The 24,973-nt window shown below is 68.3% G+C and carries 22 protein-coding genes; 13 read left to right on the top strand and 9 right to left on the bottom strand.

The features are described from left to right. Window positions 1-53: 53 nt before the first annotated feature. Genes N5D30_RS06225 through N5D30_RS06210 form a run of 4 tightly spaced genes read right to left on the bottom strand, consistent with a single transcriptional unit; the run spans window position 54 to window position 3,615 of the window. Window positions 54-1,133: an ABC transporter permease gene (locus N5D30_RS06225; RefSeq protein WP_220815889.1), complete on the bottom strand. Its 1,080-nt coding sequence runs from the start codon at window positions 1,131-1,133 to the stop codon at window positions 54-56. Further along, window positions 1,130-2,068, bottom strand: coding sequence for an ABC transporter ATP-binding protein (locus tag N5D30_RS06220; protein ID WP_279908193.1), 939 nt, complete (start codon window positions 2,066-2,068; stop codon window positions 1,130-1,132). The genes N5D30_RS06225 and N5D30_RS06220 overlap by 4 nt, the downstream gene beginning before the upstream one ends. Next, window positions 2,065-3,027 carry an HlyD family efflux transporter periplasmic adaptor subunit gene (locus tag N5D30_RS06215; protein ID WP_279908192.1) on the bottom strand — a complete coding sequence of 321 codons (963 nt, stop codon included), beginning with the start codon at window positions 3,025-3,027 and terminating at the stop codon, window positions 2,065-2,067. The genes N5D30_RS06220 and N5D30_RS06215 overlap by 4 nt, the downstream gene beginning before the upstream one ends. Further along, window positions 3,028-3,615: a TetR/AcrR family transcriptional regulator gene (locus tag N5D30_RS06210; RefSeq protein ID WP_279908191.1), complete on the bottom strand. Its 588-nt coding sequence runs from the start codon at window positions 3,613-3,615 to the stop codon at window positions 3,028-3,030. It abuts the gene before it with no gap. A gap of 218 nt (window positions 3,616-3,833) precedes the next feature. Between N5D30_RS06210 and N5D30_RS06205 the strand changes: the two genes are divergently transcribed. The 3 genes from N5D30_RS06205 to N5D30_RS06195 are packed head-to-tail and all read left to right on the top strand — an operon-like array spanning window position 3,834 to window position 6,881. Further along, on the top strand, window positions 3,834-5,822 hold the full coding sequence (locus tag N5D30_RS06205; protein WP_279908189.1) for an FUSC family protein: 1,989 nt from the start codon (window positions 3,834-3,836) through the stop codon (window positions 5,820-5,822). Beyond that, window positions 5,809-6,015 (top strand): DUF1656 domain-containing protein, encoded by a 207-nt coding sequence (locus N5D30_RS06200; RefSeq protein WP_279908188.1) that lies wholly within the window; start codon window positions 5,809-5,811, stop codon window positions 6,013-6,015. The genes N5D30_RS06205 and N5D30_RS06200 overlap by 14 nt, the downstream gene beginning before the upstream one ends. A gap of 11 nt (window positions 6,016-6,026) precedes the next feature. After that, complete coding sequence (locus tag N5D30_RS06195; RefSeq protein ID WP_279908187.1) at window positions 6,027-6,881, top strand: HlyD family secretion protein; 855 nt, start codon at window positions 6,027-6,029, stop codon at window positions 6,879-6,881. Between the two features lie 96 nt (window positions 6,882-6,977). Here N5D30_RS06195 and N5D30_RS06190 read toward each other — a convergent pair whose 3' ends face one another. Then, window positions 6,978-7,448 carry a MaoC family dehydratase gene (locus N5D30_RS06190; RefSeq protein WP_279908185.1) on the bottom strand — a complete coding sequence of 157 codons (471 nt, stop codon included), beginning with the start codon at window positions 7,446-7,448 and terminating at the stop codon, window positions 6,978-6,980. Next, window positions 7,445-8,404, bottom strand: a complete 960-nt coding sequence (locus tag N5D30_RS06185) for an alpha/beta hydrolase (protein WP_279908184.1) — start codon at window positions 8,402-8,404, stop codon at window positions 7,445-7,447. Before N5D30_RS06185 ends, N5D30_RS06190 begins: the two co-directional genes overlap by 4 nt. Before the next feature lie 230 nt (window positions 8,405-8,634). On the opposite strand from N5D30_RS06185, the gene fadD2 reads away from it, so the two are divergent. Together fadD2 and fadD1 are read left to right on the top strand one after the other, a co-directional pair. Beyond that, on the top strand, window positions 8,635-10,323 hold the full coding sequence (fadD2, locus tag N5D30_RS06180) for a long-chain-fatty-acid--CoA ligase FadD2 (RefSeq protein ID WP_279903614.1): 1,689 nt from the start codon (window positions 8,635-8,637) through the stop codon (window positions 10,321-10,323). A 306-nt stretch (window positions 10,324-10,629) separates the two neighbouring features. Continuing rightward, complete coding sequence (gene fadD1, locus N5D30_RS06175; RefSeq protein ID WP_220815072.1) at window positions 10,630-12,321, top strand: long-chain-fatty-acid--CoA ligase FadD1; 1,692 nt, start codon at window positions 10,630-10,632, stop codon at window positions 12,319-12,321. Window positions 12,322-12,381: 60 nt separating this feature from the next. Here fadD1 and N5D30_RS06170 read toward each other — a convergent pair whose 3' ends face one another. Both N5D30_RS06170 and N5D30_RS06165 read right to left on the bottom strand, forming a co-directional pair. Further along, entirely contained in the window at window positions 12,382-12,786 is a 405-nt protein-coding gene (locus N5D30_RS06170) for a thioesterase family protein (RefSeq protein ID WP_279908183.1), read from the bottom strand. A 63-nt stretch (window positions 12,787-12,849) separates the two neighbouring features. Beyond that, the gene (locus N5D30_RS06165; protein WP_279908182.1) at window positions 12,850-13,719 is read right to left on the bottom strand and encodes a LysR substrate-binding domain-containing protein; all 870 of its coding nucleotides are present in this window, start codon (window positions 13,717-13,719) and stop codon (window positions 12,850-12,852) included. Between the two features lie 134 nt (window positions 13,720-13,853). Between N5D30_RS06165 and N5D30_RS06160 the strand changes: the two genes are divergently transcribed. The 8 genes from N5D30_RS06160 (at window position 13,854) to N5D30_RS06125 (ending at window position 22,891) form a co-directional block, all read left to right on the top strand. Then, entirely contained in the window at window positions 13,854-14,906 is a 1,053-nt protein-coding gene (locus N5D30_RS06160) for an agmatine deiminase family protein (RefSeq protein WP_279908180.1), read from the top strand. A 4-nt stretch (window positions 14,907-14,910) separates the two neighbouring features. Then, on the top strand, window positions 14,911-15,834 hold the full coding sequence (gene aguB / locus N5D30_RS06155; RefSeq protein ID WP_279908179.1) for an N-carbamoylputrescine amidase: 924 nt from the start codon (window positions 14,911-14,913) through the stop codon (window positions 15,832-15,834). A gap of 2 nt (window positions 15,835-15,836) precedes the next feature. Continuing rightward, the gene (locus tag N5D30_RS06150; RefSeq protein ID WP_279903620.1) at window positions 15,837-16,928 is read left to right on the top strand and encodes an extracellular solute-binding protein; all 1,092 of its coding nucleotides are present in this window, start codon (window positions 15,837-15,839) and stop codon (window positions 16,926-16,928) included. Window positions 16,929-17,008: 80 nt separating this feature from the next. Further along, window positions 17,009-17,737, top strand: a complete 729-nt coding sequence (locus N5D30_RS06145) for a TorF family putative porin (protein ID WP_279903622.1) — start codon at window positions 17,009-17,011, stop codon at window positions 17,735-17,737. 92 nt (window positions 17,738-17,829) lie between these two features. Further along, a complete protein-coding gene (locus tag N5D30_RS06140) occupies window positions 17,830-18,954 on the top strand; it encodes an agmatine deiminase family protein (protein WP_279908178.1) in 1,125 nt (374 codons plus the stop codon). Between the two features lie 202 nt (window positions 18,955-19,156). After that, window positions 19,157-20,062 carry a LysR family transcriptional regulator gene (locus N5D30_RS06135; protein ID WP_279908177.1) on the top strand — a complete coding sequence of 302 codons (906 nt, stop codon included), beginning with the start codon at window positions 19,157-19,159 and terminating at the stop codon, window positions 20,060-20,062. A 173-nt stretch (window positions 20,063-20,235) separates the two neighbouring features. Continuing rightward, entirely contained in the window at window positions 20,236-21,744 is a 1,509-nt protein-coding gene (locus tag N5D30_RS06130; RefSeq protein ID WP_279908272.1) for an MFS transporter, read from the top strand. 13 nt (window positions 21,745-21,757) lie between these two features. Continuing rightward, window positions 21,758-22,891 carry an HlyD family secretion protein gene (locus N5D30_RS06125; RefSeq protein WP_279908176.1) on the top strand — a complete coding sequence of 378 codons (1,134 nt, stop codon included), beginning with the start codon at window positions 21,758-21,760 and terminating at the stop codon, window positions 22,889-22,891. Window positions 22,892-23,421: 530 nt separating this feature from the next. On the opposite strand, the gene N5D30_RS06120 is transcribed toward N5D30_RS06125, so the two are convergent. Next, window positions 23,422-24,891: a methyl-accepting chemotaxis protein gene (locus N5D30_RS06120; RefSeq protein WP_279908175.1), complete on the bottom strand. Its 1,470-nt coding sequence runs from the start codon at window positions 24,889-24,891 to the stop codon at window positions 23,422-23,424. Window positions 24,892-24,973: the final 82 nt, after the last annotated feature.

Below are 24,973 nucleotides of genomic sequence, written 5' to 3'. Positions count from 1 at the left end.
TGCGTGCGGATGACAACGACGCGGCGGCGACACATCCGCTAAAAAACTCGGCCTCAGTCCAGGCGCTTGTGGATGCGCGAAACCGCCAGGCCCAGCAGTGCCGCGCAGAACACTATTAGGATCAGCACCTCCAGCCACAGTTCAAGCAATCCGGCCTGGCGCAGCATGATGCCGCGGGACAGGCGCAGGTAGTGGGTGAGCGGCATCAGCTCGGCGAACCACTGGGCCACCCGGGGCATGCCGGCGAAGGGGAACATGAAGCCGGACAGCAGGATCTGCGGCAGGAAGGTGAAGAAGGCCATCTGCATCGCCTGGAACTGGGTGCTGGCCAGGGTCGACAGCCACACGCCGAGGGCCAGGCTGGCGACGATGAACAGCAGCGAGGCGCCGTACAGTTCGAGGATCGAGCCGCGCACCGGCACCTCGAACAGCCAGTGGCCGACCACCAGGATCACCGTCACCTGGATCAGGCCGATGCCGACGAAGGGCAGCACTTTGCCCAGGGTCAGCTCCCAGGGCGACACCGGCGTGGCGATCAGCAGTTCCAGGTTGCCGTGCTCGCGCTCGCGGACCAGGGCGACGGCGGTGAACAGCACCATGGTCATGGTCAGGATCACGCCGAGCAGCCCCGGCACCGTGTTCAGCGGCGCCAGGCGCTCCGGGTTGTAGAAATTGACCACCTCCACGCCCTGGGCCGCGCCCCAGCCAGGCAGAGGGTAGGCCGCCAGCTGGCGCGCCGAGGCCTGGATGCTCTGGTCGGAGCCGTCCACCACCAGCTGCAGCGGCGGGCGGTCCCGGCGCTGCAGGCGCGCCTCGAAGTCCGCCGGCACCACCAGCGCGGCGCTGATGCGGCCCTCGCGCAGCAGGCGGTCGATGTCCTGTGGCTGCTCCAGCCGGTACTTCACCTCGATCACCTGGCTGGAGGTGATTTCCGCCACCACCTCGCGGGAGCGGGCGGTGTTGGCCTGGTCCAGCACCGCGGCCTCGATGCCGCGCACGTCCATGTTGATGGCGTAGCCGAACAGCACCAGTTCCAGCAGCGGCACGCCGGCGATCATGACGAAGGTCAGCTTGTCGCGGCGCAGCTGGCGCAGTTCCTTGAGGACGATGGCGCCCATGCGGCGCAGGTTCATGGCGTGGCCTCCAGCGGTTTGCGGGTGACGGCGACGAACACGTCTTCCAGGTTGGCCTCGCCGTCGCGCAGCCGGGCCTTGACCCCGGCCCGGCGCAGGGCGGCGGCGATGGTCTCGCGGCTGTCGCTGCCCTCGCAGAGCACCCGCAGGGTGGCGCCGATCTGGGCCATGGCCAGCACCCCGGGCTGTCCCTGCAGGGCGCGCTGGGCCTCGCGCGGCTGGGCGCAGTCGATCAGCAGCGGATGGCCGGGCAGGGCGTCCATCAGCTCGCGCGGGCTGCCGTCGGCCACCAGCCGGCCGGCGTCGAGAATTCCCAGGCGGGTGCAGCGCTCGGCCTCGTCCATGTAGTGGGTGGACACCAGCAGCGTGGTGCCCTGTTCGGCCAGCTCGAACAGCGAGTCCCAGAATTCCCGGCGCGACTGCGGGTCGACCGCGCTGGTCGGCTCGTCGAGCAGCAACAGGTCGGGCTTGTGCAGCACGGCGCCGGCCAGGGCCAGGCGCTGCTTCTGGCCGCCGCTCATGGTGCCGGCCATCTGCCGGCGGCGGTCGGTGAGCCAGTAGCGCTCCAGCAGTTCGTCGATGCGCTCGCGGGTCTCGCGGCGGCCGATGCCCTGCACTGCGGCGAGGAATTCCAGGTTCTCCTGCACGGTGAGGTCCTCATAGAGGGAGAACTTCTGGGTCATGTAGCCGATGTGCCGCTTCAGTTCCTCGGCGTCGCGCGGCACCTGGTAGCCGAGCACCTCCACCTCGCCCTCGCTGGGTTGCAGCAGTCCGCAGAGCATGCGGATGGTGGTGGACTTGCCGCAGCCGTTGGGGCCGAGGAAGCCGAACACCTCGGCGCGCGGCACCGACAGGTCGAGGTGGTTGACCGCGGTGAGCTTGCCGAAGCGCTTGCTCAGGCCGCGTGCGCGGATCACCAGCTCGTTGCCGTTCATCGCTGCGGTTCACCGGAAAGACGTTCCGCATGCAGCGGCAGGCCGGCCGGCAGCCGGCGCGCGGCTTCGCCTTCGAGCAGCAGTTCGGCGCGGTACATCAGGCGGCTGGCGTCATCGCCGGTCAGGGCGTAGTAGGGGGTGAAGCTGGCCTCGCTGCGGATGTTGCGAACATGGGCCTGGAACGGCTGCTCGATGCCTTCGACGAACACCCGCAGGCGGTCGCCGACCTGGACCTGCGCACGAATATCGGCTGGCACGAAAACCCGTGCATAGGGCGCCTCGCCGACCAGCAGGCTGGCCACCTCGGCGCCGGCCGGCGGCCGGTCGCCGACCTTGAACGGCAGTGCGTCCACCACGCCGGCGCGAGGCGCGCGCAGGCTCAGGTGCTCGCGGCCGACTTCGAGCTGGGCCAGGCCGGCACGGGCCGAATCCAGGGCGGCGGCGGCCTGTTCCAGCTGCTCCGGGCGGGTGCCGTTGGTCAGCTCGCGCAGCTGGGCCTCGGCGCTGCGGGTGGCGGCGCCGGCCTGGTCGCGGGCGGCGCGGGCGCGGTCCAGCTCGGCCACGGCCACCATCTTGCGCCGGTGCAGTTCGGCGATGCGGGTGAAGTTGCGTTCGGCGTCGACCTGCTCGGCGCGGCTGCGCGCCAGGCTGGCGCGGGCCGAGTCGATGGTCTCGCTGCGCGCGCCGTTGCTCAGCTCGGCCAGGCGCGCGGCGGCCTGTTGTACCTCGCCGCGGGCCTGGGCGATGCGCGCGTCCTGGCGGCGCGGGTCCAGCTCCAGCAGCAGCTGGCCGGCCTCGACCCGGTCGCCTTCGGCCACCTGCCAGGACAGCACGGTTTCCGAGGCCTCCGCGGGCAGACCGACCCGGTCCCATTCGAGGGTGCCGAGCAGCTGTTCGCCGCCGGCGTCGCAGCCGGCCAGACAGGCCAGCAACAGGCTGGAAAGCAGCAGACGGTGCATTCAGGGCTCCATGGCGCCCCGCAGCAGGGCGAGGGTGTGGGCGATCAGCGCGTCGTCGCCGATCTGCGCGTTGGCGAACACGCCACGCCAGATGGGCGCGGCGGCGTAGGGCAGCAGGGTGAGGCCGATCAGCGAGACCACCAGCAGGCGCGGGTCCAGCTCCGGGTTGAGCGCGCCGCGCGCCTGGGCGGCGGCGAAGCGCTGGGCCAGCAGCAGCGGCACCAGCGGGGCGACGCGGTCCATCAGGCGCTCGCGCAGCATGCCGCCCTCGCAGAGGATCTCGCGCACCCACAGCTGGGAGATCCACGGATGCTCGGCGACGTTGCGGCTCATGTCGCGGATGAAGGCGCCGACCAGCTCCATCGGCTCGTCGCCGGCCTGCCGCAGGCCCTCGGCGGCATTCGCCACCAGGGGCATGAAGCGTTCCTCGACCATCGCGTCGATCAGCCCTTCCTTGTTGCCGAAGTAGTAGTTGAGCAGGGCCGGGGTCACGCCGGCGCGCTCGGCGATGGTGCGCAGGCGGGTGGCCTGGATGCCCTGGTGGGCGAACAGGTCGGTGGCGATGTCCAGCAGCTGGGTGCGCTGCACCGTGGCATCGGCGGCGGGGCGCCCGGGGGGCGCGGGGAGTGCGGGGCTGTCGGTTCATGGGGCTGATAATTAAATAAACGATTAATTAATGGCAACCGCCGTTCGTCCAGCGGCGCTCTGGACGGTTATTGTTAGTTAGCTAATAATTAGCCCTGATTGTTTAGCCGCCCCGGCCGGGGCCGGCTACCTTCTTTCCATATCTCCTTCAGGACGATCCCGTGCGCGATTTCCTCTCGGCCATGTTCGCCCCCGCTCCCGCCGCGCTGCAGTTCGCCTGCAAGACGCTGCTCAGCGGCGGCCTGGCCCTGTGGTGTGCCTTCCGCTTCGATCTGGACCAGCCGCAGTGGGCGCTGATGACCGCGTTCATCGTCGCCCAGCCGCTGGCCGGCATGGTGGTGCAGAAGGGCCTGGCGCGGCTGCTCGGCACCTTCGTCGGCACGGCGCTGTCGGTGCTGTTCATGGCTTTGTTCGCCCAGGCGCCCTGGTTGTTCCTGCTGGTGATGGCGCTGTGGCTGGGCCTGTGCACGGCGGCCTCGACCCTGTTGCGCAGCGCCTGGGCCTATTCCTTCGTGCTGGCCGGCTACACGGTGGCGATCATCTGCCTGCCGATCACCGGCAAGCCGCTGCTGGTATTCGACGAGGCGGTGGCGCGCTGCACCGAAATCAGCCTCGGAATCCTCTGCTCGATGGCGGTGAGCGCCGTGCTCTGGCCGCAGCGGGTGGAGCGGGTGGTGGTGCAGCAGGCGCGCGCCGCCTGGCAGGGCGGCGCCCAGGCGGCGGCCGCGGCGCTGCAGGGGCGCACGGCGGCGCGCCAGGGCCTGCTGGAGACCCTCGGCCGCATCGTCGCCGTGGATGCCCAGCGCGAGCACGCCTGGTTCGAGGGCAACCGCGGCCGCCAGCGGGCGCGCGGCCTGCGCGCGCTGACCCGCGAACTGCTCGGCCTGCTGCGCCTGGCGCGGGGCGTGGCGCGCCAGTGGCAGCAACTGGACGAGGCCGACGTCCACGCGCTCACCCCGTTGCTGAACGAGGTCCAGACGCTGCTCGCCGAACCCGACCAGGCGCGCGAGGAGGCGCTCTCCCAGCGCCTGCTGGAGGCCTCCCACGATCCGGCCCAGCCCCTGGCACGGCAGTACTGCCTCGGGCGCATGGTGGTGCTGGTGCGCCAGCTGTCGCGGGCGCGCATCGCGCTGGCGGCGGTGGAGCAGGGCACGGCGCCGCAGGACGCGCCGCCGCCGCTGTCCTGGCACCGCGACCTGCAGACGGCGGCGGTCTACGGCCTGCGCAGCAGCCTGACCCTGCTGACCCTGTCGGCGTTCTGGCTGGCGACCGGCTGGACCGCCGCCAGCGGCGCGCTGCTGCTGGGGGCGGTGGTGTGCAGCCTGTTCGCCAGCCGCGAGAACGCCGATCTGATCGGCATGGCCTTCCTGCGCGGCATCTTCTACGCGCTGCCGGTGGCGTTCGTGGTGGGCCAGGTGCTTCTGCCCCAGTGGAACGGTTTCCCGCTGCTCTGCCTGGCCCTGGGCGTGCCGCTGTTCTTCGGCCTGCTGGCGATGGCGCGGCCGATGCTGGCGGGCGCCGCCACCTCGTTCTGCCTGCACTTCATCGTGCTCTGCGCGCCGCGCAACGACATGGTCTACGACGTCGCCTTCTTCCTCAACGAGGCGCTGGCGATGCTGATCGGCGTCGGCTGCGCGGTGCTGGCGCTGCGCCTGATCGTGCTGCGCGATCCGGTGTGGCACGGCCGCCGCCTGCTACAGGCGACCCTGGACGACCTGGCGCGGCTCTGCTCGCGCACCCTGGCGGGCGCCGAGAACTGGTTCGGCGGACGCATGGCGGACCGCCTGCTGCAACTGGCGCGCTTCTACCCGCAACTGCCGGGCACCCGACGCAGCCGCTGGGACGACGGCATCGACAGCCTCGACCTGGGTGACGAACTGCTGCACCTGCGCGCCTGCCTGGCGGCCGCGCCCGTGGCGCCGCGCCAGGCCGAGCGGCGCTTTTTCGACGCGATGCAGGCGCTGCTGCGCCGCGGTCCCGGCGCGGCGCGGGCGGACGATCTGGACGGCCCGGCCGAGGCCCTGGCGCGGGCCCTGCACGATCAGCCGCCGGCCATCGAGCTGAGGCTGGCCGAGGCCGCGCTGCTGCAGCTCACCCACAGCTGGCGCCAGTGGTGCGCCCGCCAAGGAGAACCCCATGGAGTTGCGTGAATGGGCGCTGGGCGGCGTGCTGCTCAGCCCAATGTTCGCCTACGCGCTGCTGGCGCTGCTGCTGACCGGCCTGCTGCGCCTGGGCCTGCAGCGGGCCGGGCTGGCGCGCTGGATCTGGCACGAGGCGCTGTTCGACTGCGCCCTGTATGTCTGTGTGCTGGCCGGGCTGATGGCCCTGCTGGCGACCTGGTAAAGGAGTGAGTGATGCGTGAATTGCCCCGCGTGGTGGTGACATTGCTGGTGGTCGCGCTGGCCCTGCTGGCCGGCTGGTGGCTGTGGAACTTCTACATGCTCTCGCCCTGGACACGCGACGCCCGGGTGCGCGCCGACGTGGTCACCATCGCCCCGGACGTGTCCGGCTGGGTGGTCGAGCTGAAGGTGCGCGACAACCAGCAGGTCAAGGCCGGCGACCTGCTGATGAGCATCGACCGCGAGCGCTACCAGGCGGCGCTGGACAAGGCCCGGGCGCTGGCCGAGACCCGCCGCCAGCAGCTCAGCCTGCGCCAGCACGAGGCTTCGCGGCGCGCCCACCTGGGGCCGCAGGCGATCAGTGCCGAGTTGCGCGAGAACGCCCAGATCAACGCCGAGATCGCCCGCGCCGAGTTCCAGGAGGCTCAGGCCGAGGTCAAGCTGGCCGAACTCAACCTCAAACGCAGCGAGGTGCGCGCGCCGCGCTCGGGCCAGGTCACCAACCTGCACCTGGCCCAGGGCAACTATGTGCAGGCCGGCCAGGCGGTGATGGCCCTGGTGGCGGACGAGTCGTTCTACGTGCAGGCCTATTTCGAGGAGACCAAGCTGCCCGGCATCCACGTCGGCGCGGCGGCCGAGGTGACCCTGATGAGCGGCGGCGAGCCGCTGCGCGGCCGGGTGCAGAGCATCAGCCGCGGCATCACCGACCGCAACGCCGCGCCGGACGCCCAGCTGCTGGCCAATGTCGAGCCGACCTTCAACTGGGTGCGCCTGGCCCAGCGCATCCCGGTGCGCATCGAGCTGGAGGAAGTGCCGCAGGACCTGCCGCTGAGCGCGGGGATGACGGCGAGCGTGAGGGTGGTGGAGTAGGGCGGGTGAAACCGCGTCCGGGCCGTAGGGTGCGCCGTGCGCACCGTGTGGCGCGGCATGCGGCCTTTGGTGCGCGCGGCGCACCCTACGGATGTGTCAACCGACGGTGACCTTCGGCATTTCCGGCATGCTCAGGGTCTGCTCGGCGCGCGGCGCCAGGACTTCGGCCTCGCCGTCCACCACCTGCTCGTCGTTCTGGTTGAACACCCGAGTGGCCAGGCGCACGCGTCCCTTGGGCAGCTTCTCCAGCACTTCCAGCTGCACGGTCAGGGTGTCGCCGAGCTTCACCGGGCGGGTGAACCTGAGTTGCTGGCCGAGGTAGATGGTGCCCGGGCCGGGCAGGTTGCAGGCGATGGCCGCGCTGATCAGCGCGCCGCTGAACATGCCGTGGGCGATGCGTTCCTTGAACAGGGTTTCGGCGGCGAAGGCGGCGTCCAGGTGGACCGGGTTGTTGTCGCCGGAAACGGCGGCGAACAGTTGCACGTCGCGTTCTTCCACGGTCTTGGTCAGGCTGGCCTGCTGGCCGACTTCGAGCGCGTCGTAGGGGATGTTGGTGACCTGGGTCATACGGGTTCCTCGATGGGGTTGGAGCACTGGCGGCTGCGGGCCAGGGCCCGCTCCAGCCAGTCGCACAGGTGGTCGGTGACCTCGTCGCGGTTGCTCTCGTTGAGCACCTCGTGACGGGCCTCGGGGTAGATCTTCAGTTCGACGTCGAGCAGGCCGGCGCCGCGCAGGGCTTCGGCCAGGTCGCCCAGGCGCTTGCCGTCGCTGACCGGGTCGCGGTCGCCGCCCACCACCAGCAGCGGCAGGGCGCTGTCGATCTGCGCCAGGTTGCGCACCGGGGTGATCTGCTGGAAGCCGTGCATCAGGTCGCACCACAGCTGGGTGGTGCAGACGAAGCCGCAGAGCGGGTCGCTCACGTACTTGTCGACTTCCTCCGGGTCGCGGCTGAGCCAGTCGAAGCCGGTGCGGTTGGGTTTGAAGGCCTTGTTGAAGGAGCCGAACGAGAGGAAGTCGATCAGCCGGCTGCGCCCGCGCGGGCCGAGACGCCAGCGCTCGACGCGGGCGATCAGCCCGGCCGCCTTGTACAGCCCCAGCGGCTGGTAGTTGGAGCCGGACAGGATGGCGCCGTGCAGGCTGCAGCTGTGCTGCATCAGGTAGGCCATGCCGATGTAGCTGCCCATGCTGTGGCCGAGCAGGAAGATCGGCAGTCGCGGATGCTCGCGGCGGATGTGGTGGTTGAGGGTGGAGAGGTCGCCGACCACCTTGTTCCAGCCGTCCTGCTCGGCGTACAGGCCGAGCATGCCGTGCTCCGCGGTGCGGCCGTGGCCGCGCTGGTCGAGGGCGTACACCTCGTAGCCCTGGCGCACCAGGCGCTCGGCCAGGCGCGCGTAGCGGGCGGCGTGCTCGGCCATGCCGTGGGCGATCATCAGCACCGCCCGGGGCGGGGTGTCGGCGTGCCAGCGATGGATGTGCAGGGGAGTGCCGTCGCTGGCATCTATCCAGAAGGCTTGCTGGTGCATGGCGGTCCTTGTGCCGGGAATTCGCGGCATTGTGCATCGCTTGCGGAGTGAGGCATAGGGCAGGGCGGCGGGGCGGACGGGGATCGCCGGAAAAGCATGGTAAAGATTCACAGGGTCAATGACGGCCCTCCGAGTATTTGCGCCGGGCCTTACAACTGCTAAGTTCCGGGGCAACCCGGTCGCACCGCTAGGTGGCCGGTCAGCTCATTCAGGTCAAGGGGATAACAACAATGCAACCTGACTTCTGGGACGACAAGCGCCCGGCCGGTGTCTCCAACCAGCTCGATCTGTCGACCTACCGCTCGGTGGTCGAAGTGTTCGAGCGATCCTGCAAGAAGTTCGCGGACCGTCCGGCGTTCAGCAATCTCGGGGTGACGCTGACCTATGCCGATCTGGACCGCCAGTCCGCCGCCTTCGCCGCCTGGCTGCAGAAGAGCACGGACCTCAAGCCCGGCGACCGCATCGCCGTGCAGATGCCCAACATCCTGCAGTACCCGATCGCCGTGTTCGGCGCCATGCGCGCCGGCCTGATCGTGGTCAACACCAACCCGCTGTACACCGTGCGCGAGATGCGCCACCAGTTCAACGACGCCGGCGTGCGCGCCCTGGTGTACCTCAACACCTTCGGCAAGTCGGTGCAGGAAGTGCTGCCCGACACCCAGCTCGAGTACCTGATCGAAGCGCGCCTGGGCGACATGCAATCGCCGCTCAAGGGCTGGCTGGTCAACGCCGCGGTCAAGCACCTGAAGAAGATGGTGCCGGACTACCATCTGCCCCAGGCGCTGTCGTTCAAGGACGTGCTGCGCAGCGGTCGCGGCCACGCGCTCAAGCCGGTCAAGGTCGGCCTCGACGACATCGCCGTGCTGCAGTACACCGGCGGCACCACCGGCGTGGCCAAGGGCGCGATGCTGACCCACGGCAACCTGGTGGCGAACATGCAGCAGGTGCACAACTGCCTGCAGCAGACCGGCGAAGACGGTCTGCCGCTGATGAAGGAGGGCGGCGAGATCATGATTGCGCCGCTGCCGCTCTACCACATCTATGCCTTCACCGCGAACTGCATGTGCATGATGGTCAGCGGCAACCACAACGTTCTGATCACCAACCCGCGCGACATCCCCGGCTTCGTCAAGGAACTGGGCAAGTGGCGCTTCTCCGCGCTGCTCGGCCTCAACACTCTGTTCGTCGCCCTGATGGACCACCCGGACTTCAAGAACCTCGACTTCTCCAACCTCAAGCTGACCAACTCCGGTGGCACCGCGCTGGTCAAGGCCACCGCCGAGCGCTGGGAGCAGATGACCGGCTGCGCCATCGTCGAGGGCTACGGCCTCACCGAGACCTCGCCGGTGGCCACCACCAACTGCTACGGCGCCCTGGCCCGCCTGGGCACGGTGGGTATCCCGGTGGCCGGCACTTCGCTCAAGGTGATCGACGACGAGGGCCGCGAGCAGCCCCTGGGCGAGCGTGGCGAGCTGTGCATCAAGGGCCCGCAGGTGATGAAGGGCTACTGGCAGCGCGAGGAAGCCACCGCTGAGGTGCTGGACGCCGAGGGCTGGTTCAAGACCGGCGACATCGCGGTGATCGACCCGGACGGCTACGTGCGCATCGTCGACCGCAAGAAGGACATGATCATCGTCTCCGGCTTCAACGTGTACCCGAACGAGATCGAGGATGTGGTCATGGCCCACCCGAAGGTCGCCAGCTGCGCCGCCATCGGCGTGCCGGACGAGCGCTCCGGCGAGGCGGTCAAGCTGTTCGTGGTGCCGCGCGAGGGTGGCGTGACGGTCGACGAGATCAAGTCCTTCTGCCGGGAAAACTTCACCGGCTACAAGGTGCCCAAGCACATCGTGCTGCGTGACTCGCTGCCGATGACCCCGGTGGGCAAGATCCTCCGCCGCGAACTGCGCGACATCGCCTGAGGCTGTCGCACCGCTCCCCCGCGAAGCGCCCGCACACGGTGACGTGTGCGGGCGCTTCGTCTTTGTAGGCGGCGAAAGGCCCTGTCCAGGGCGTTTTCCCGGTGCCGCCGGAATGTGACTGCGCTGGTCATTCCAGTCGTTTTCCTGACCGCGCCGGCCGTGTTTGGTGCTAGGCGCACCCTGGCAAAGCTGCTACTCTCGGCACGCTTTGCGCCTGTCACCAGCTCGCGTCAAGGTCAAATCATCACAACAAACAACCGCCATTGCGCGCGGTGCAGACAAGCTGTTGCTCAGGAGTAGGCTTCCATGACCGATAACTTCTGGAAGGACAAGTACCCTGTCGGAATCGCTGCCGAGATCGACACCGACCAGTACCCCAACATCCAGGCCGTACTGAAACAGTCCTGCCAACGCTTTGCCGACAAGCCTGCCTTCAGCAACATGGGCAAGACCCTGACCTACGGCGAGCTGTACGAACTCTCCGGCATCTTCGCCGCCTACCTGCAGAACCACACCGACCTCAAGCCCGGCGACCGCATCGCCGTGCAGATGCCCAACGTGCTGCAGTACCCCATCGTGGTGTTCGGCGCCCTGCGCGCCGGCCTGATCGTGGTCAACACCAACCCGCTGTACACCGCGCGGGAAATGGAACACCAGTTCAATGACTCCGGCGCCAAGGCGCTGGTGTGCCTGGCCAACATGGCCCACCTGGCCCAGGAAGTGCTGCCGAAGACCGGCATCAAGCACGTGATCGTCACCGAGGTCGGCGACATGCTGCCGGCGCTCAAGCGCCTGCTGGTCAACACCGTGGTCAAGCACGTGAAGAAGATGGTGCCGGCGTTCGACCTGCCGCAGGCCGTCAAGCTCACCCAGGCTCTGGCCCTCGGCCGCGGCAAGTCCTTCAGCGAGGCCAGCCCGGCGAGCGACGACGTCGCCGTGCTGCAGTACACCGGCGGCACCACCGGCGTGGCCAAGGGCGCGATGCTGACCCACCGCAACCTGGTGGCCAACATGCTGCAGTCCAAGGCGCTGATGGGCTCCAACCTGCACGAAGGCGCCGAGATCGTCATCTGCCCGCTGCCGCTGTACCACATCTACGCCTTCACCTTCCATTGCATGGCGATGATGCTGACCGGCAACCACAACATCCTCATCACCAACCCGCGCGACCTGCCGGGCACGGTGAAGGAACTGGGCAAGTGGAAGTTCACCGCCTTCGTCGGCCTCAACACCCTGTTCGTGGCCCTGTGCAACAGCGAGGACTTCCGTCGCCTGGACCTGTCCAGCCTGAAGCTGACCCTGTCCGGCGGCATGGCCCTGCAACTGGCCACCGCCGAGCGCTGGAAGGAAGTCACCGGCTGCGCCATCTGCGAAGGCTACGGCATGACCGAGACCAGCCCGGTGGTGTCGGTGAACCCGTACCAGAATATCCAGATCGGCACCATCGGCATCCCGGTGCCGTCGACCCTGTGCAAGGTGATCGACGACGACGGCAACGACCTGCCGCTGGGCGAGCGTGGCGAGCTGTGCGTCAAGGGCCCGCAGGTGATGAAGGGCTACTGGCAGCGTCCGGAAGCCACCGACGAGATCCTCACCGCCGACGGCTGGCTGAAGACCGGCGACATCGCCGTGATCCAGGACGACGGCTACATGCGCATCGTCGACCGCAAGAAGGACATGATTCTGGTGTCCGGCTTCAACGTCTACCCGAACGAACTGGAAGACGTGCTCGCCACCCTGCCGGGCGTGCTGCAGTGCGCGGCCATCGGCGTGCCGGACGAGAAGTCGGGCGAGGCGATCAAGGTCTTCGTGGTGGTCAAACCGGGCGAGAGCCTCACCAAGGAGCAGGTGATGGCGCACATGCGCGGCAACCTCACAGGCTACAAGGTGCCGCGCTTCGTCGAGTTCCGCGACACCCTGCCGACCACCAACGTCGGCAAGATCCTGCGCCGCGAACTGCGCGACGAGGAACTGAAGAAGCTCAAGGCCAGCGCCTGATCGAGCCTCGCCCCTGAAAAAGCCCCGCCTCGGTGGGGCTTTTTCGTTTCCGCGCTTCGCTCAGTCGCCGGTCAGCGCCTGGCGCAGGGCGTCGGGAAGGGCGATCGGCTGCCGGCTCTCGGGACTGATGCACACCTGGGTCATCGAGGCGCGGAAGGTCACCTCGCCCGAGGCCTGGCGACCCTCTACGGCGAAGCTGAACGAGGTGGCGCCGGGCGCTTCGCTGCGCACCTCGATGTCGATCACCTCGTCCCAAGTCATGGGCGAGAGGAACTCGATCGACAGCGCCCGCGCTGGCGGCAGGATGCCCATGGCGAACACCTTGCGCAGGCCCTCGCCGCCGAGGCGGTGGGAGAGGAATTCGTGGATCGCCTCGATGACGAAGTAGGCGATGCGTGGCGTGTAGACGATCCCTGCCGGGTCGCAGTCGCCGAACAGAACGGTTCGGGTGGTGATGAAGGGCATGACTGCTCCGTGTCGGGTTGAGTCGTTGAGGGCTGCCGCGATCATAACGGCTGGCGCGTGGTTTCAGGTGCCGGTACCGGGGCTCAGTCGCTGTTCCAGCCAGGCGCAGAACTGGCGGGTGAGTGGGTCGTTCTCGCTGTCGCGGTGCACCAGCCAGCTCCAGCGGGGGCCGCGTACCCGCTGTTCGCTGAGCGGCTGAAGCAGTTGCTGGGCGCAGGCGGTGGCGGCCAGCAGCTCGCTGACCAGGGCGATGCCCAGGCCCTGGCTGGCGGCATCCAGCAGCAGGCCGGGGTCGGAGAAGTTCAGGCCCTGGCTGTGTTGGCCGATATCGGCGCCGCCCTGTACCTGCCAGTGGGCCCAGTCCATCTCGCGCTCGCCGTGCAGGGTGGTGCGTTCGCCCGCAGGCAGCGCCAGCAGGCTGGGGTGGCAGGCGGGATAGAGACGGTCTTCCAGCAGCACGCGGAAGCTGCATTCGGCCTGGGCGGTGAGGTCGTCGCGCACGGCGATGTCGATGGTCTGGGTGGCCATGTCCGGCACCTCGTCGCTGGTGAACAGCCACAGGTCGACGTCCGGATGGTGGCGATGGAAGTCGCCCAGTTGCGGCACCAGCCAGTGGCGGGCGAAGGCCGGCGTGGTGTTGACCACCAGTTGGTTGGGCTTGCGGTACTGCTCCAGGCGGCGGATGCCCACGGCCAGTTGCTGCAGCAGCGCCTGGGTGGTGCTGAGCAGGTCGAAGCCGGCGTCGGTCAGCGCCACGCTGCGACCGTTGCGGAAGAACAGCGGCTGTTCGAGGAAGCCTTCCAGGCTGCGGATCTGCTGGCTGATGGCCGACTGGGTGAGGTGAAGCTCCTCTGCCGCCTTGTGGAAACTGCCCAGGCGGGCAGCGGCTTCGAAGCCGCGTAGGGCGTTCAGGGGAGGCCAGTGCTTGAGCATGATTGATAAGTCCAGCTAATCAGGATTGCGCAAAATCTATCGTTTGTTGCGCCTTTTTTACAGGCCTAGCATGCAAGCCATCACCGCATTCGCGGTTTTCAGTGATAACAAAGACTTAACTGAAAGGCACTTGTATGCAACAGCACGCAGCAACTCCGAACGCTTGGTTCATGCCCGCCGAATGGGCCCCGCACGCCGCCACCTGGATGGTCTGGCCGCACAATCAGCCGCTGTGGGAGTCCGGCTGGGGCGTGACCCTGGAAGAGGTGCAGATCGACTTCGCCCGCGTCGCCAACGCCATCGCCCGCTTCGAGCCGGTGAAGATGGTGGTCGACCCGTCGGCGGCGTTTCGCGCTCGCGAACTGTGCGGCAAAGGTGTCGAACTGATCGAACTGGCGGTGGACGACAGCTGGTGCCGCGACTCCGGCCCGAGCTTCGTTTGCCACCCGCAGCTGGGCCTGGCCGGCGTCAGCTGGCGCTTCAACGCCTGGGGCGGCAAGTCCGAGCACGGCCTCGACGAGGGCCTGGCGCGGCGCATCCTCAACGGCCTGGGCCTGGAATGCTTCGGTACGCCGCTGAGCAACGAAGGCGGCGCCATCCACGTGGACGGCGAGGGCACGTTGATCACCACCGAGTCGGTGCTGCTCAACCCCAACCGCAACCCGGGCATGAGCAAGGCCGAGATGGAAGAAATCTTCGCCCGCCTGCTGGGCGTGAAGAAGACTATCTGGCTGCCGGGCGATCCGGACTATGTGACTGGCGATATGACCGATGGCCACGTCGATGGCGTGTGCGCCTTCGCCAAGCCCGGCGCGCTGCTGGTGGACGCCACCCATGACCACGGCTCGGTGTACGCCGAGGTGGTGCGCGAGAACCGCCGCGCCCTGGAGCTGGCTACCGACGCCAAGGGCCGCAAGCTGGAGCTGCTGGAGCTGTACGAGGCGACCGACGCGGTGGACACCGAGGCGGAGGTGTTCTGCGCCTCCTACACCAACTTCTACATCTGCAACGGCGCCATCATCATGCCGGCCTACGGCATCGCCGCCGACCAGGTGGCCGCGGACACCCTGCGCATGGCCTTCCCCGGCCGCGAGGTGGTGCCGGTACGCATCAACCAGCTGGCCCACGGCGGTGGCGGGGTGCATTGCATCACCCAGCAGCAGCCGCGCTGGCCGCTGAAGGGGTGAGAGCATGAGCAGACTGACTGTCGCCACCACCCAGTTCGCCTGCAGCTGGGACCTCAAGCAGAACCTCGACCGCGCCGAGCAACTGGTGCGCGACGCCGCCGCCCGCGGCGCGCGACTGATCCTGCTGCAGGAGCTGTTTGCCACGCCGTACTTCTGCATCGAGCAGCACCACAAGCACCTGGCTCTGGCCGAGGAATACGAGCACAGCCCGCTGCTCAAGCGCTTCGCCGCGTTGGCCGGCGAGCTGGGCGTGGTCCTGCCGCTGAGCTGGTTCGAGAAGGCCGGCAACGCCTACTTCAACTCCCTGGCCGTGGCCGATGCCGATGGCCGCCTGCTCGGCGTGTACCGCAAGACGCATATCCCCAACGCCATCGGCTACCAGGAAAAGGAATACTTCAGCCCCGGCGACACCGGCTTCCGCGTCTGGGATACCGCCGTCGGCCGCATCGGTGTCGGCATCTGCTGGGACCAGTGGTTCCCCGAAACCGCGCGCTGCCTGGCCCTGCAGGGCGCCGAGGTACTGCTCTATCCGACCGCCATCGGCTCAGAGCCGGGCGTCGCCACGTCGGGGACTGCGGCATTCGATTCGCGCGATCACTGGCAACTGACCCAGCGCGGCCACGCCGCCGCCAACATCGTCCCGGTGATCGCCGCCAACCGCGTCGGTCGCGAGGTGGCGACCACCGATCCGGGCCTGCAGATGAGCTTCTACGGCTCGTCCTTCATCACCGACCACAAGGGCAAGCTGCTCGCCGAGGCCGACCGCGACACCAGCGGCGTGCTGGTGCGCGAGCTGGACCTCGCCGCCATGCGCGAGGACCGCATGACCTGGGGCATCTACCGCGACCGCCGCCCGGAGATGTACGGAGCGCTGCTGGGCCTGGATGGCCGCCACCTGCACAGCCACTGGAACCCTCGGGGAGCCTGACCATGAAGACCAAGAGCACGCTGCTGTTCGCCGCCCTGACGCTGTGCTGCGCCCAGGCTTCGGTCGCCGAAGACAAGACCCTGCGCCTGTACAACTGGGCCGACTACTTCGCCGAGGACACCCTCGCCAGCTTCACCAGGGAGACCGGCATCAGGGTGATCTACGACGTCATGGAAGGCAGCGAGACGCTGGAGGCCAAGATGATGTCCGGCCGCAGCGGCTACGACCTGATCTTCCCCGGCGACACCGTGGCCGAGCGGCTGATGCGTGCCGGCGCGTTGCAGAAGCTCGACCCCGAGAAGCTGCAGCACCTGGCCGATATCGAGCCCGGCCTGCGCGGCCTGCAGACCCAGTACCCGTACTCGCGGCACGCTACCGTGCCTTATACCTGGGGCAGCATCGGCATCACCTACAACGCCGAGATGGTCGGCAAGCGCATGAGTGACGCGCCGGTGAACAGCCTGGACCTGCTGTTCAAGCCGGAGAACGCGGCCAAGTTCGCCGACTGCGGCATCTCCATGATCGACTCGCCGGACGAGGTCATGGCCGTGGTGCTCAACTACCTCGGCCGCTCGCCGCGCAGCGCCGAGCCCGATGACCTTAAGGCCGCCACCGAGCTGCTGGTGGCGATCAAGCCGTACATCCGCAAGTTCCAGTCGCAGCCGGTCACCGACCTGGTCAACGGCAACCTGTGCCTGTCGCTCGGCTACAGCGGCGACGTCACCCAGGCCCAGCGCGCCGCCAGCGATGCCGGCAGGCCGGCGGACTTCCGTTTCCACATCCCGCGCGAGGGCACCACGGTGTGGATGGATACCATGGCCATCCCGGTGGACGCCCGGCATCCGGAGTACGCCTACGCCTTCATCAACTTCGTCATGCGCCCGGAGAACATGGCGGCCATCAGCAACTTCACCGGCTACCCGACCTCCAGTGCCAAGGCCCGACCGATGGTCGACGCCGACATGCGCAACAACCCGGACATCTACGTCGATGAGGCCACCTACGCGCGGCTGATTCCCGGCAAGGACATCCCGCAGCGTTCGATGCGCGCGCGCATGCGCGCCTGGACCACCTTCAAGACCACCGCTCACTAGGTCCCACCAGCGCCTGTTGCCGCGTCCAACGGCGCGGCACGGCGAAGCCATGCCCACAACAACAAGAAAGGAGCCTCACCATGTCGTACCCCAAGGCCGCCCTGGCCCTCGCACTGCTCGCCCCCTGGGGGCTGAGCCAGGCCATCGAGCTGAGCGACGACTTCGCCCTGTACCTGGATGCCGGCGTCTACAGCGACTACCGCACCCGCGGCATCTCGCAGACGCAGAACGACCCGGCGCTGCAGGGCTCGGCGACCTTGAGCCACAGCAGCGGCCTGTACGCCGGGGTGTGGAGCTCCAACGTCGACTTCGGCCTGGGCAGCAAGACGCGCCAGGAGATCGACTACTACGCCGGCTACAACTGGCAGATCAGCGACGACATCAGCCTCGACACCGCCTACTTCCAGTACGAATACCCGCGGCAGAGCGCGCTCAACTACGGCGAGTATTTCAGCCAGCTCACCGCCTACGGCGCCAAGCTCGGCGCCTATTACTCGGACAACCTCGGCGGCGACCAGAGCTACCTGTACAGCTACGTCGGCTACGAGACCCTGCTGCCGGCCGAGGTGGCCCTGGACCTGCGCTACGGCAACGTCGACCTCAAGGACCCGCTGCTGCTAGACGGCAGCGGCGATACCCGCAGCAGCTACCGCGAGTGGCAGCTCAAGCTGAGCAAGGAACTGTTCGGCCTGAACTGGTCGGCCAGCTACGTCGACACCGATCTCGGCGACAGCGAATGCGCCAACTACATGGGCTTCGACGACGTGTGCTCGGCGACCCTGGTGCTGGGCGCCAACAAGAATTTTTGAGCCGGCCATGGGCCGCCGGCCCATCCGTCTCGCCAGGGAGCAGCAAGCCATTGATGGCGCAGCACAACCCCCAACGAGAAGAGGGACACACCATGTCTACGCGTCGCGATTTCATGAAACACTTGACGATGGCCGCCAGCATCGGCGCCGTCGCTTCCCTGGGGCTGGGCATCGGCGCGCCGCGGGTGCGCGCGGCCCTGGCCGGCAACTGGTACATGCCCGACGAGCATGCCCCGCAGGAGCGGGTGATCCTCGCCTTCGCCGCCTCCGCGGCAATCTGGGACGACTGGGCCACGCCGGTCAACGACTGCATCGCCCTACTGGCCAAGACCATCGCCAAGTACCAGCCGGTGACCGTGCTGTGCCGTTCCAACCAGCTGACCCAGGCCAAGCAGAAGTGCGGCACCAGCAACATCAAGTTCCTCACCATGCCGCTGGATGACGTCTGGGTGCGCGACTACGGCGGCTGCTTCGTGGTCGACGGCCAGGGCGGCCGTGGCCTGGTCGACTTCAACTTCAACGGTTGGGGCGGCAAGCAGCGCGCCAGCAACGACACCCAGGTGGCCGACACCCTGAGCTACGAGCTGGACGCCAGCTACATCGCCAGCCAGCTGGTGGGCGAGGGCGGAGGCATCGAGGTGGACGGCCACGGCACGGCGATAATGACCGAGAGCTGCTGGGTCAACAGCAACCGCAACCCGGGCATGAGCAAGGCGCAGATCGAGGCCGAACTGAAGGCCAACCTCGGCCTGCGCAAGATCATCTGGCTGCCCGGCATCAAGGGCAAGGACATCACCGACGCCCACGTCGACTTCTACGCGCGTTTCGTCAAACCGGGTGTGGTCATCGCCAACCTGGACAACGACCCCAAGTCCTACGACTACGCGGTGACCCGCACCCACCTGAACATCCTCAAGGCGGCCACCGACGCCGACGGCCGCAAGCTGGTGGTGCACACCCTGCCGCCGCCCCTGAAGAAGCGCAACAACGTCTACACCCGCAACAACCCGGACTTCGCCCCCGGCTACATCAACTACCTGCCGATCAACGGCGCGGTGATCGCCCCGCAGTTCGGCGACGCGGCGGCGGACAAGTATTGCAAGGACCTGCTGACCCAACTCTATCCGGGGCGGACAGTGGTCCAGGTGAATATCGACCCGATTGCCGGCGGTGGCGGCGGCATCCACTGCGTGACCAAGAACATGCCGAGGTTGTGATCGATCCCCGATTCGCCGAGGCAGCTCCGTACTCCGCTGGCTTATGACCCCTTCTCCACGCGGAGAGACACGGGTTACGGAGCGTTGTCTCCTGGTCGACCCGCCACGGCCTTGTCCCGGCGAGATGGCCGCACATCGACGCGATCCACCGGGGCTTATACAGTGCGCCCACTGCAATCGTTGCCGATGGAGAGTGCGCTGCATGCAACTGCCGGATCTGAACCTGCTGGTGGCCCTGGACATCCTGCTCGACGAGGGCAGCGTGGTGGGTGCCGCGCGGCGCATGCACCTCAGCGCGCCGGCCATGAGCCGTACCCTGGCGCGTATCCGCGAGGCGGTCGGTGACCCGATCCTGGTGCGCGCCGGTCGCGGCCTGGTGCCCACGCCGCGGGCGCTGGAGTTGCGCGAGCAGGTGCGTGGCGTGGTCGAGCAGGCCGCCGGGCTGTTCCGCTCCTCGGAGATCGACCTGCCGACGCTGCAGCGCCAGTTCAACGTGCGCACCAACGACATCTTCATGGTCTGCTACGGCGGACAGCTGGTGGAGCGCCTGCATCAGCAGGCGCCCAACGTGGTGCTGCGCTTCGTGCCGGAGATCGACGGCGACGACGAGGCCATGCGCGAGGGGCGCATCGACCTGATCGTCGGCGCCTCCCGTACCCTGACGCCGGAGATCAAGTCCCAGAGCCTGTTCGAGTCGGGGTTCGTCGGCCTGGCGCGGGCCGATCATCCGATCTTCGACGCACCGATCACCCCCGAGCATTTCGCCCGTTTCGACCAGATCAGCATTTCCCGGCGCGGCCTTGCGCGCGGGCCCATCGACCAGCGCCTGGCCGAGCTGGACCTGACCCGGCGCGTGGTGCTGATCTCGCCGAGCTTCTTCTCCGCCGTGCTGGCGCTGATGGAGTCCGACCTGATCCTGCCGGTGCCCGATCTAGTCGCCACCACCTGCCAGCGCCTCGGCCTGCCGCTGCGCCGTTTCGAGATTCCGCTGCCGCTGGAGCGGGTGCCGGTGCGCCAGTCCTGGCACCCGCGCTTCGATAACGATGTCGGTCACCGTTGGCTGCGTGGCCTGATCAAGCAGTGCTGCGAAGAGGGCTTGCGCGGCTAGTTGAAATTCGTGCGTTTCATGCATGTATTAATTTTGAAGATTGCAATTTTCGGCATTGCCGGCGACCCATAGACTTCGCCCACTCCCATCGTTCGGGCTCGTCGCATGTCGCCGTTCGTTTCTTCCTTCGCCAGGGCTCGTGCCCGATGAGCGCCGCGCTCGCCGCCCAGGGCATGCCGGCTGCGGCGCCCGTGGCCGCGCCGCCGGTCGTGGCGTTCGGCCCGCGCATCGTCATCGGCCTGCTGGGCGTGCTGCTGGCGGTGATGGTGGCGGGCTTCAACGAGAATGTCACCAAGGTCGCCCTGGCCGACATTCGCGGGGCCATGGGCATCGGTCATGACGAAGGCAGCTGGCTGATCGCCCTGTACGCCGCGCCCTCGGTTTGCGCCATGGCCTTCGCCCCGTGGTTCTCGGTGACCCTGTCGCTGCGCCGTTTCACCCTCTGCGCCATCGCCGCCTTCATGGTGCTTGGCCTGCTCAGCCCGTTTGCCCCCAACGAGCGCACCCTGATGCTGCTGCGCATGCTCCAGGGCCTGGCCGGCGGTGCGCTGCCGCCGATGCTGATGACGGTGGCGCTGCGCTTCCTGCCCGCCAACATCAAGCTCTACGGCCTGGCCAGCTACGCGCTGACCGCCACCTTCGGCCCCAGCCTGGGTACGCCGCTGGCGGCGTTCTGGGTCGAGCACGTCGGCTGGCAGTGGGCGTTCTGGCAGATCATTCCCAGCGGCCTGCTGGCCATGGCGGCCGTCGCCTGGGGCCTGCCGCAGGACCCGCTGCGCCTGGAGCGCTTCGCCCAGTTCGACTGGCTGGGGCTGCTGCTCGGCTTTCCGGCGATCGGCATGCTGGTGATCGGGCTGGTCCAGGGCGAGCGCCTGGACTGGTTCGCCTCGCCGCTGATCCGTGTGCTGCTCGGCGGTGGCAGCGCGCTGCTGGTGCTGTTCCTGATCAACGAATGGCGGCACCCGCTGCCGTTCTTCAAGCTGCAGCTGCTCAAGCTGCGCAACCTCAGCTTCGCCCTGTTCGCCCTCGGCGGCGTGCTGTTCGTGCTGCTGGCGTCGAGCCTGATCCCGTCCGGCTACCTGGCTCAGGTGCAGGGCTACCGGCCGCTGCAGACCTCGCCGGTGCTGCTGGTGGTGGCCCTGCCGCAACTGCTGGCGCTGCCGCTGGTGGCGGCGCTGTGCAACCTGCGCCGGGTGGACTGCCGCTGGGTGCTGGCGACCGGCCTGGCGCTGCTGGCGCTGTCCTGCGTGCTGGGCTCGCGGATCACCTCGGCCTGGATTCGCGACGACTTCTACCTGGTGCAGGCGCTGCAGATCTTCGGCCAGCCGATGGCGGTACTGCCGCTGCTGATGTTGTCGACCGGCAGCATCGTGCCGGCGCAGGGGCCCTTCGCCTCGGCCTGGTTCAACTCGGTCAAGGGCTTCGCCGCGATCCTCGCCGGCGCCGTGCTGGATGCGCTGACCACCGCGCGCCTGCATTTCCACTCGACCCGCCTGGTCGACCGCCTCGGCAATTCGCCGCTGATCGAGGACGGCAGCCGCCTGGCCGCGCGCCTGCACCAGCAGGCCCTGGTGCTGACTTCGTCGGACCTCTACCTGTGCACGGCGCTGCTGGCCGTCGTGCTGATTCTGATCATTCCCTTCGTGCCGACGCGCATCTACCCGTCGCGCGCCGCGACCTGAGCCGGAGACCGTCATGAGCGATTCCACTATCCGCCCCTCCAACCCTGTTCTGCTTCCGGGCCTGGCGCTGCTCGCCGGCCTGGCGGCCTGGGGCGGCTGGTATTTCCTGCTGGCCGACCGTCACGAGCAGAGCACCAACGATGCCTTCGTCAGCGCCGACTACACCCTGGTGGCGCCGAAGGTGTCGGGCTTCATCGACGAGGTGCTGGTGCAGGACAACCAGCGGGTCCGCGCCGGCGAGGTGCTGGCGCGCATCGACGACCGTGATTACCGCGCGGCACTGGACGGCGCCCGGGCCCAGGTGGCCAGCGCCAGGGCCGAGCTGGCCAACGCCCAGGCTACCCTGGAGCGCCAGCAGGCGCTGATCGACCAAGCCCAGGCGACTCTGCAGGCGGACCAGGCGCAGGTGCTGTTCGCCGAGCGCGAACGCGAGCGCTACGAGCGCCTGGTCGGGCGTGGCGCCGGCACCGTGCAGAACTCGCAGCAGGCGCAGAGCCGTTATGACCGAGCGCGGGCCAAGCAGCGGGAGAACCGTGCCGGCCTGCTGGCCACGCAGAAGCAGACCGCCATCCTCGCCGCCCGGCGCGACGCCGCGGAGGCCGCGCTGCAGAGCGCCCAGGCCAATCTGGAAAGGGCCCGGCTGGACCTTTCGCACACCCGGCTGCGGGCCCCGGTGGACGGCATGGTCGGGCGCCGCGCGGTCAGGGTCGGCGCCTATGTGAAGCCCGGCGACGTGCTGCTGGCCGTGGTGCCGCTGGAGCAGGCCTACGTGGTCGCCAACTTCCAGGAGACCCAGCTCGACCGCATGCGCCCCGGGCAGGCGGTCGGCATCCGCGTCGACAGCTTTCCCGACGAGGTCCTGCACGGCCATGTGCAGAGTCTGGCGCCGGCCACCGGTGTGACCTTCGCCGCGGTCGCGCCCGACAACGCCACCGGCAACTTCACCAAGGTGGTGCAGCGGATTCCGGTGAAGATTGTGCTCGATGCCGGCCAGCCGCTGATCGGCCACCTGCGGGTCGGCATGTCGGTGGACGTGCGGGTCGACACCGCATCCAAGGTCGAAGGGCTGACCTGTAACGACGACGGCTGCCAGACGCAGGAACCGCTGGCCGGGAGCGGCGCCGGGCAGGCGCCGGATGCTACCTAGGGGTGCCGTGCCTGGCTCGTCTCCAAGAAAAAGGCTAGGTCCCCGTTGCGTGTTGCAGGCGCTACCGCTGCCCTGCGGAAACGGCCTGCCTGCCATATCAATAGGATGGGTTAGGCCACAGGCCGTAACCCACCAGAGCAATCGATTGCGGCACCGCCGGTTGGTTACGCCGGCAAGCGGCTGACCCACCCTACGCGTTGATGGTCAAACCCCTTATCCGAGCGCTGCAGTTGCCTGCTCCTAGATTCCCGCCTGCGCGGGAATGACGGTTCCGGAAGAAATTCCCCCCTACCTCGTCATCCCCGCGCAGGCGGGGACCCAGAATGAGTCCGGGCGCTACAACACGTAACGGGTACACGGCCAAGAAAAAGGCTATCTCCCCGTGCTGGTGGCGCAATCCTGCTTTTGTGGGAGCGGATTCATCCGCGAATTTCGCGGCTGAAGCCGCTCCCACAAGGGGGCAACAACTATTGAGGACATAGCCAAGAAAAAGCCCCGCATGAGCGGGGCCTTTTCGTTTCAGCCGGCGGTCACAGCTTCAGGCGCCGGATCGCCTTGCCCAGGTCGTCGGCCAGGCCTACCAGCTCGGCGCTGGTGCTGGCCGAGGCGAGTGTCTGCTGCACGGTCTGCTCGGTGACGTCGCGGATGCCCACCACCGAGCGGGTCATTTCCTCGGCCACCTGGCTCTGCTGCTCGGCGGCCACGGCGATCTGGGTGTTGCTCTCGCGCATCAGCGCCACCGCCCGCGCGATATGGCCCAGAGCCTCGCCAGCGGCGCCGGCCTCCTGCACGCACTGGTCGGCCTTGATCGAGCTTTCCTGCATGAATTCCACGGCGTCGCGGCTGGCGGCCTGCAAGGCGCCGATCATGCGGGTGATCTCGTCGGTGGAGTCCTGCACCCGCTTGGCCAGGTTGCGCACCTCGTCGGCCACCACGGCGAAGCCGCGGCCCATCTCGCCGGCGCGGGCCGCCTCGATGGCGGCATTGAGCGCCAGCAGGTTGGTCTGCTCGGCGATGCCGTGGATGGTCTCGACCATGCCGCCGATGGTGCGGCTGTCGTCGGCCAGCTTCTGGATCATCTCGGCGGTCTGCTGCACGCCCTGGGACAGCGCGGCGATGGCGTGGCTGGCGCGGCCGACTACCTGCTGGCCGACGCCGCTGAGACGGTCCGCCTCGGTGGACTGGTCGCGGGTGTCGGCGGCGTGCTGGGCGATGTGGTGGACGGTGGTCGACATCTCGTTGATCGCGGTGGCGGCCTGGTCGGTCTCGCTCTGCTGGCCGAGCATGCCGCCGCGCACCTGCTCCATGCTCGCGGCCAGGCGGCGCGCGCCCTCGTCGAGGCTGGCGGCGGCCTGGGCGACGGTGCCGACCACGCGCTGGTAGCCGGCCTGCATGGCGTTGAACGCGCCGGCCATCTGGCCCACCTCGTCGCGGCTGTCCAGGCTGGCGCGGGCGGACAGGTCGCCGCTGCGCTCGACGTGCAGCATCACGTCCTTGAGGTGGTTGAGGTGGCTGAGGATGAAGCGGATCAGCAGTTGCGAGGCGCCGAGCAGGAGCAGCATCAGCACGAACACGCAGACCGCGTAGGCCCCGGCGCGCGCCTCGAACACCTGCCACAGGCTCGGCGCGCGGACGGTCACCGCCGCCCGCTGGCCGTCGGCGACGTCCTGCAGCCAGGCGCCGACCACCGGCCGGTCGCCCCACAGGCCGTCGTGCTCCACCTCCACCCAGCCGCGCTCGCTGCCACTCACGCCGGGCAGGGCGGGCTTGGCGCCGCTGGCGAACAGCAGCGTGCCGGTGTCGTTCGGCAGCGGGCTGCCGGCCGGCCAGGCGGCCAGCAGGGCGGCCCTGGCCTGCGCGGCCTCGCGCGCGGCGTCGATGCGGCCCGACTGCTCCTGCTGCATGGCGAACAGCACCAGCATCAGGGTGGTGACGAACGCCACCAGGTTGACGGCCCAGAACTTGTATTTGAGGGAGAGGTTGAGGATCCAGTTTTTCATAGGTCGCTCTATCTGCACGCAAGCCGACTGGCATTTGGCCATATTCTGCCCAGTCGCGGGAATGGGACTTTGACCACGGTCA

Source organism: Pseudomonas sp. GD03875, assembly GCF_029840585.1.
GTDB classification, from domain to species: Bacteria; Pseudomonadota; Gammaproteobacteria; order Pseudomonadales; family Pseudomonadaceae; genus Aquipseudomonas; species Aquipseudomonas paralcaligenes.
This window is presented reverse-complemented; position numbering and strand designations above follow the sequence as displayed.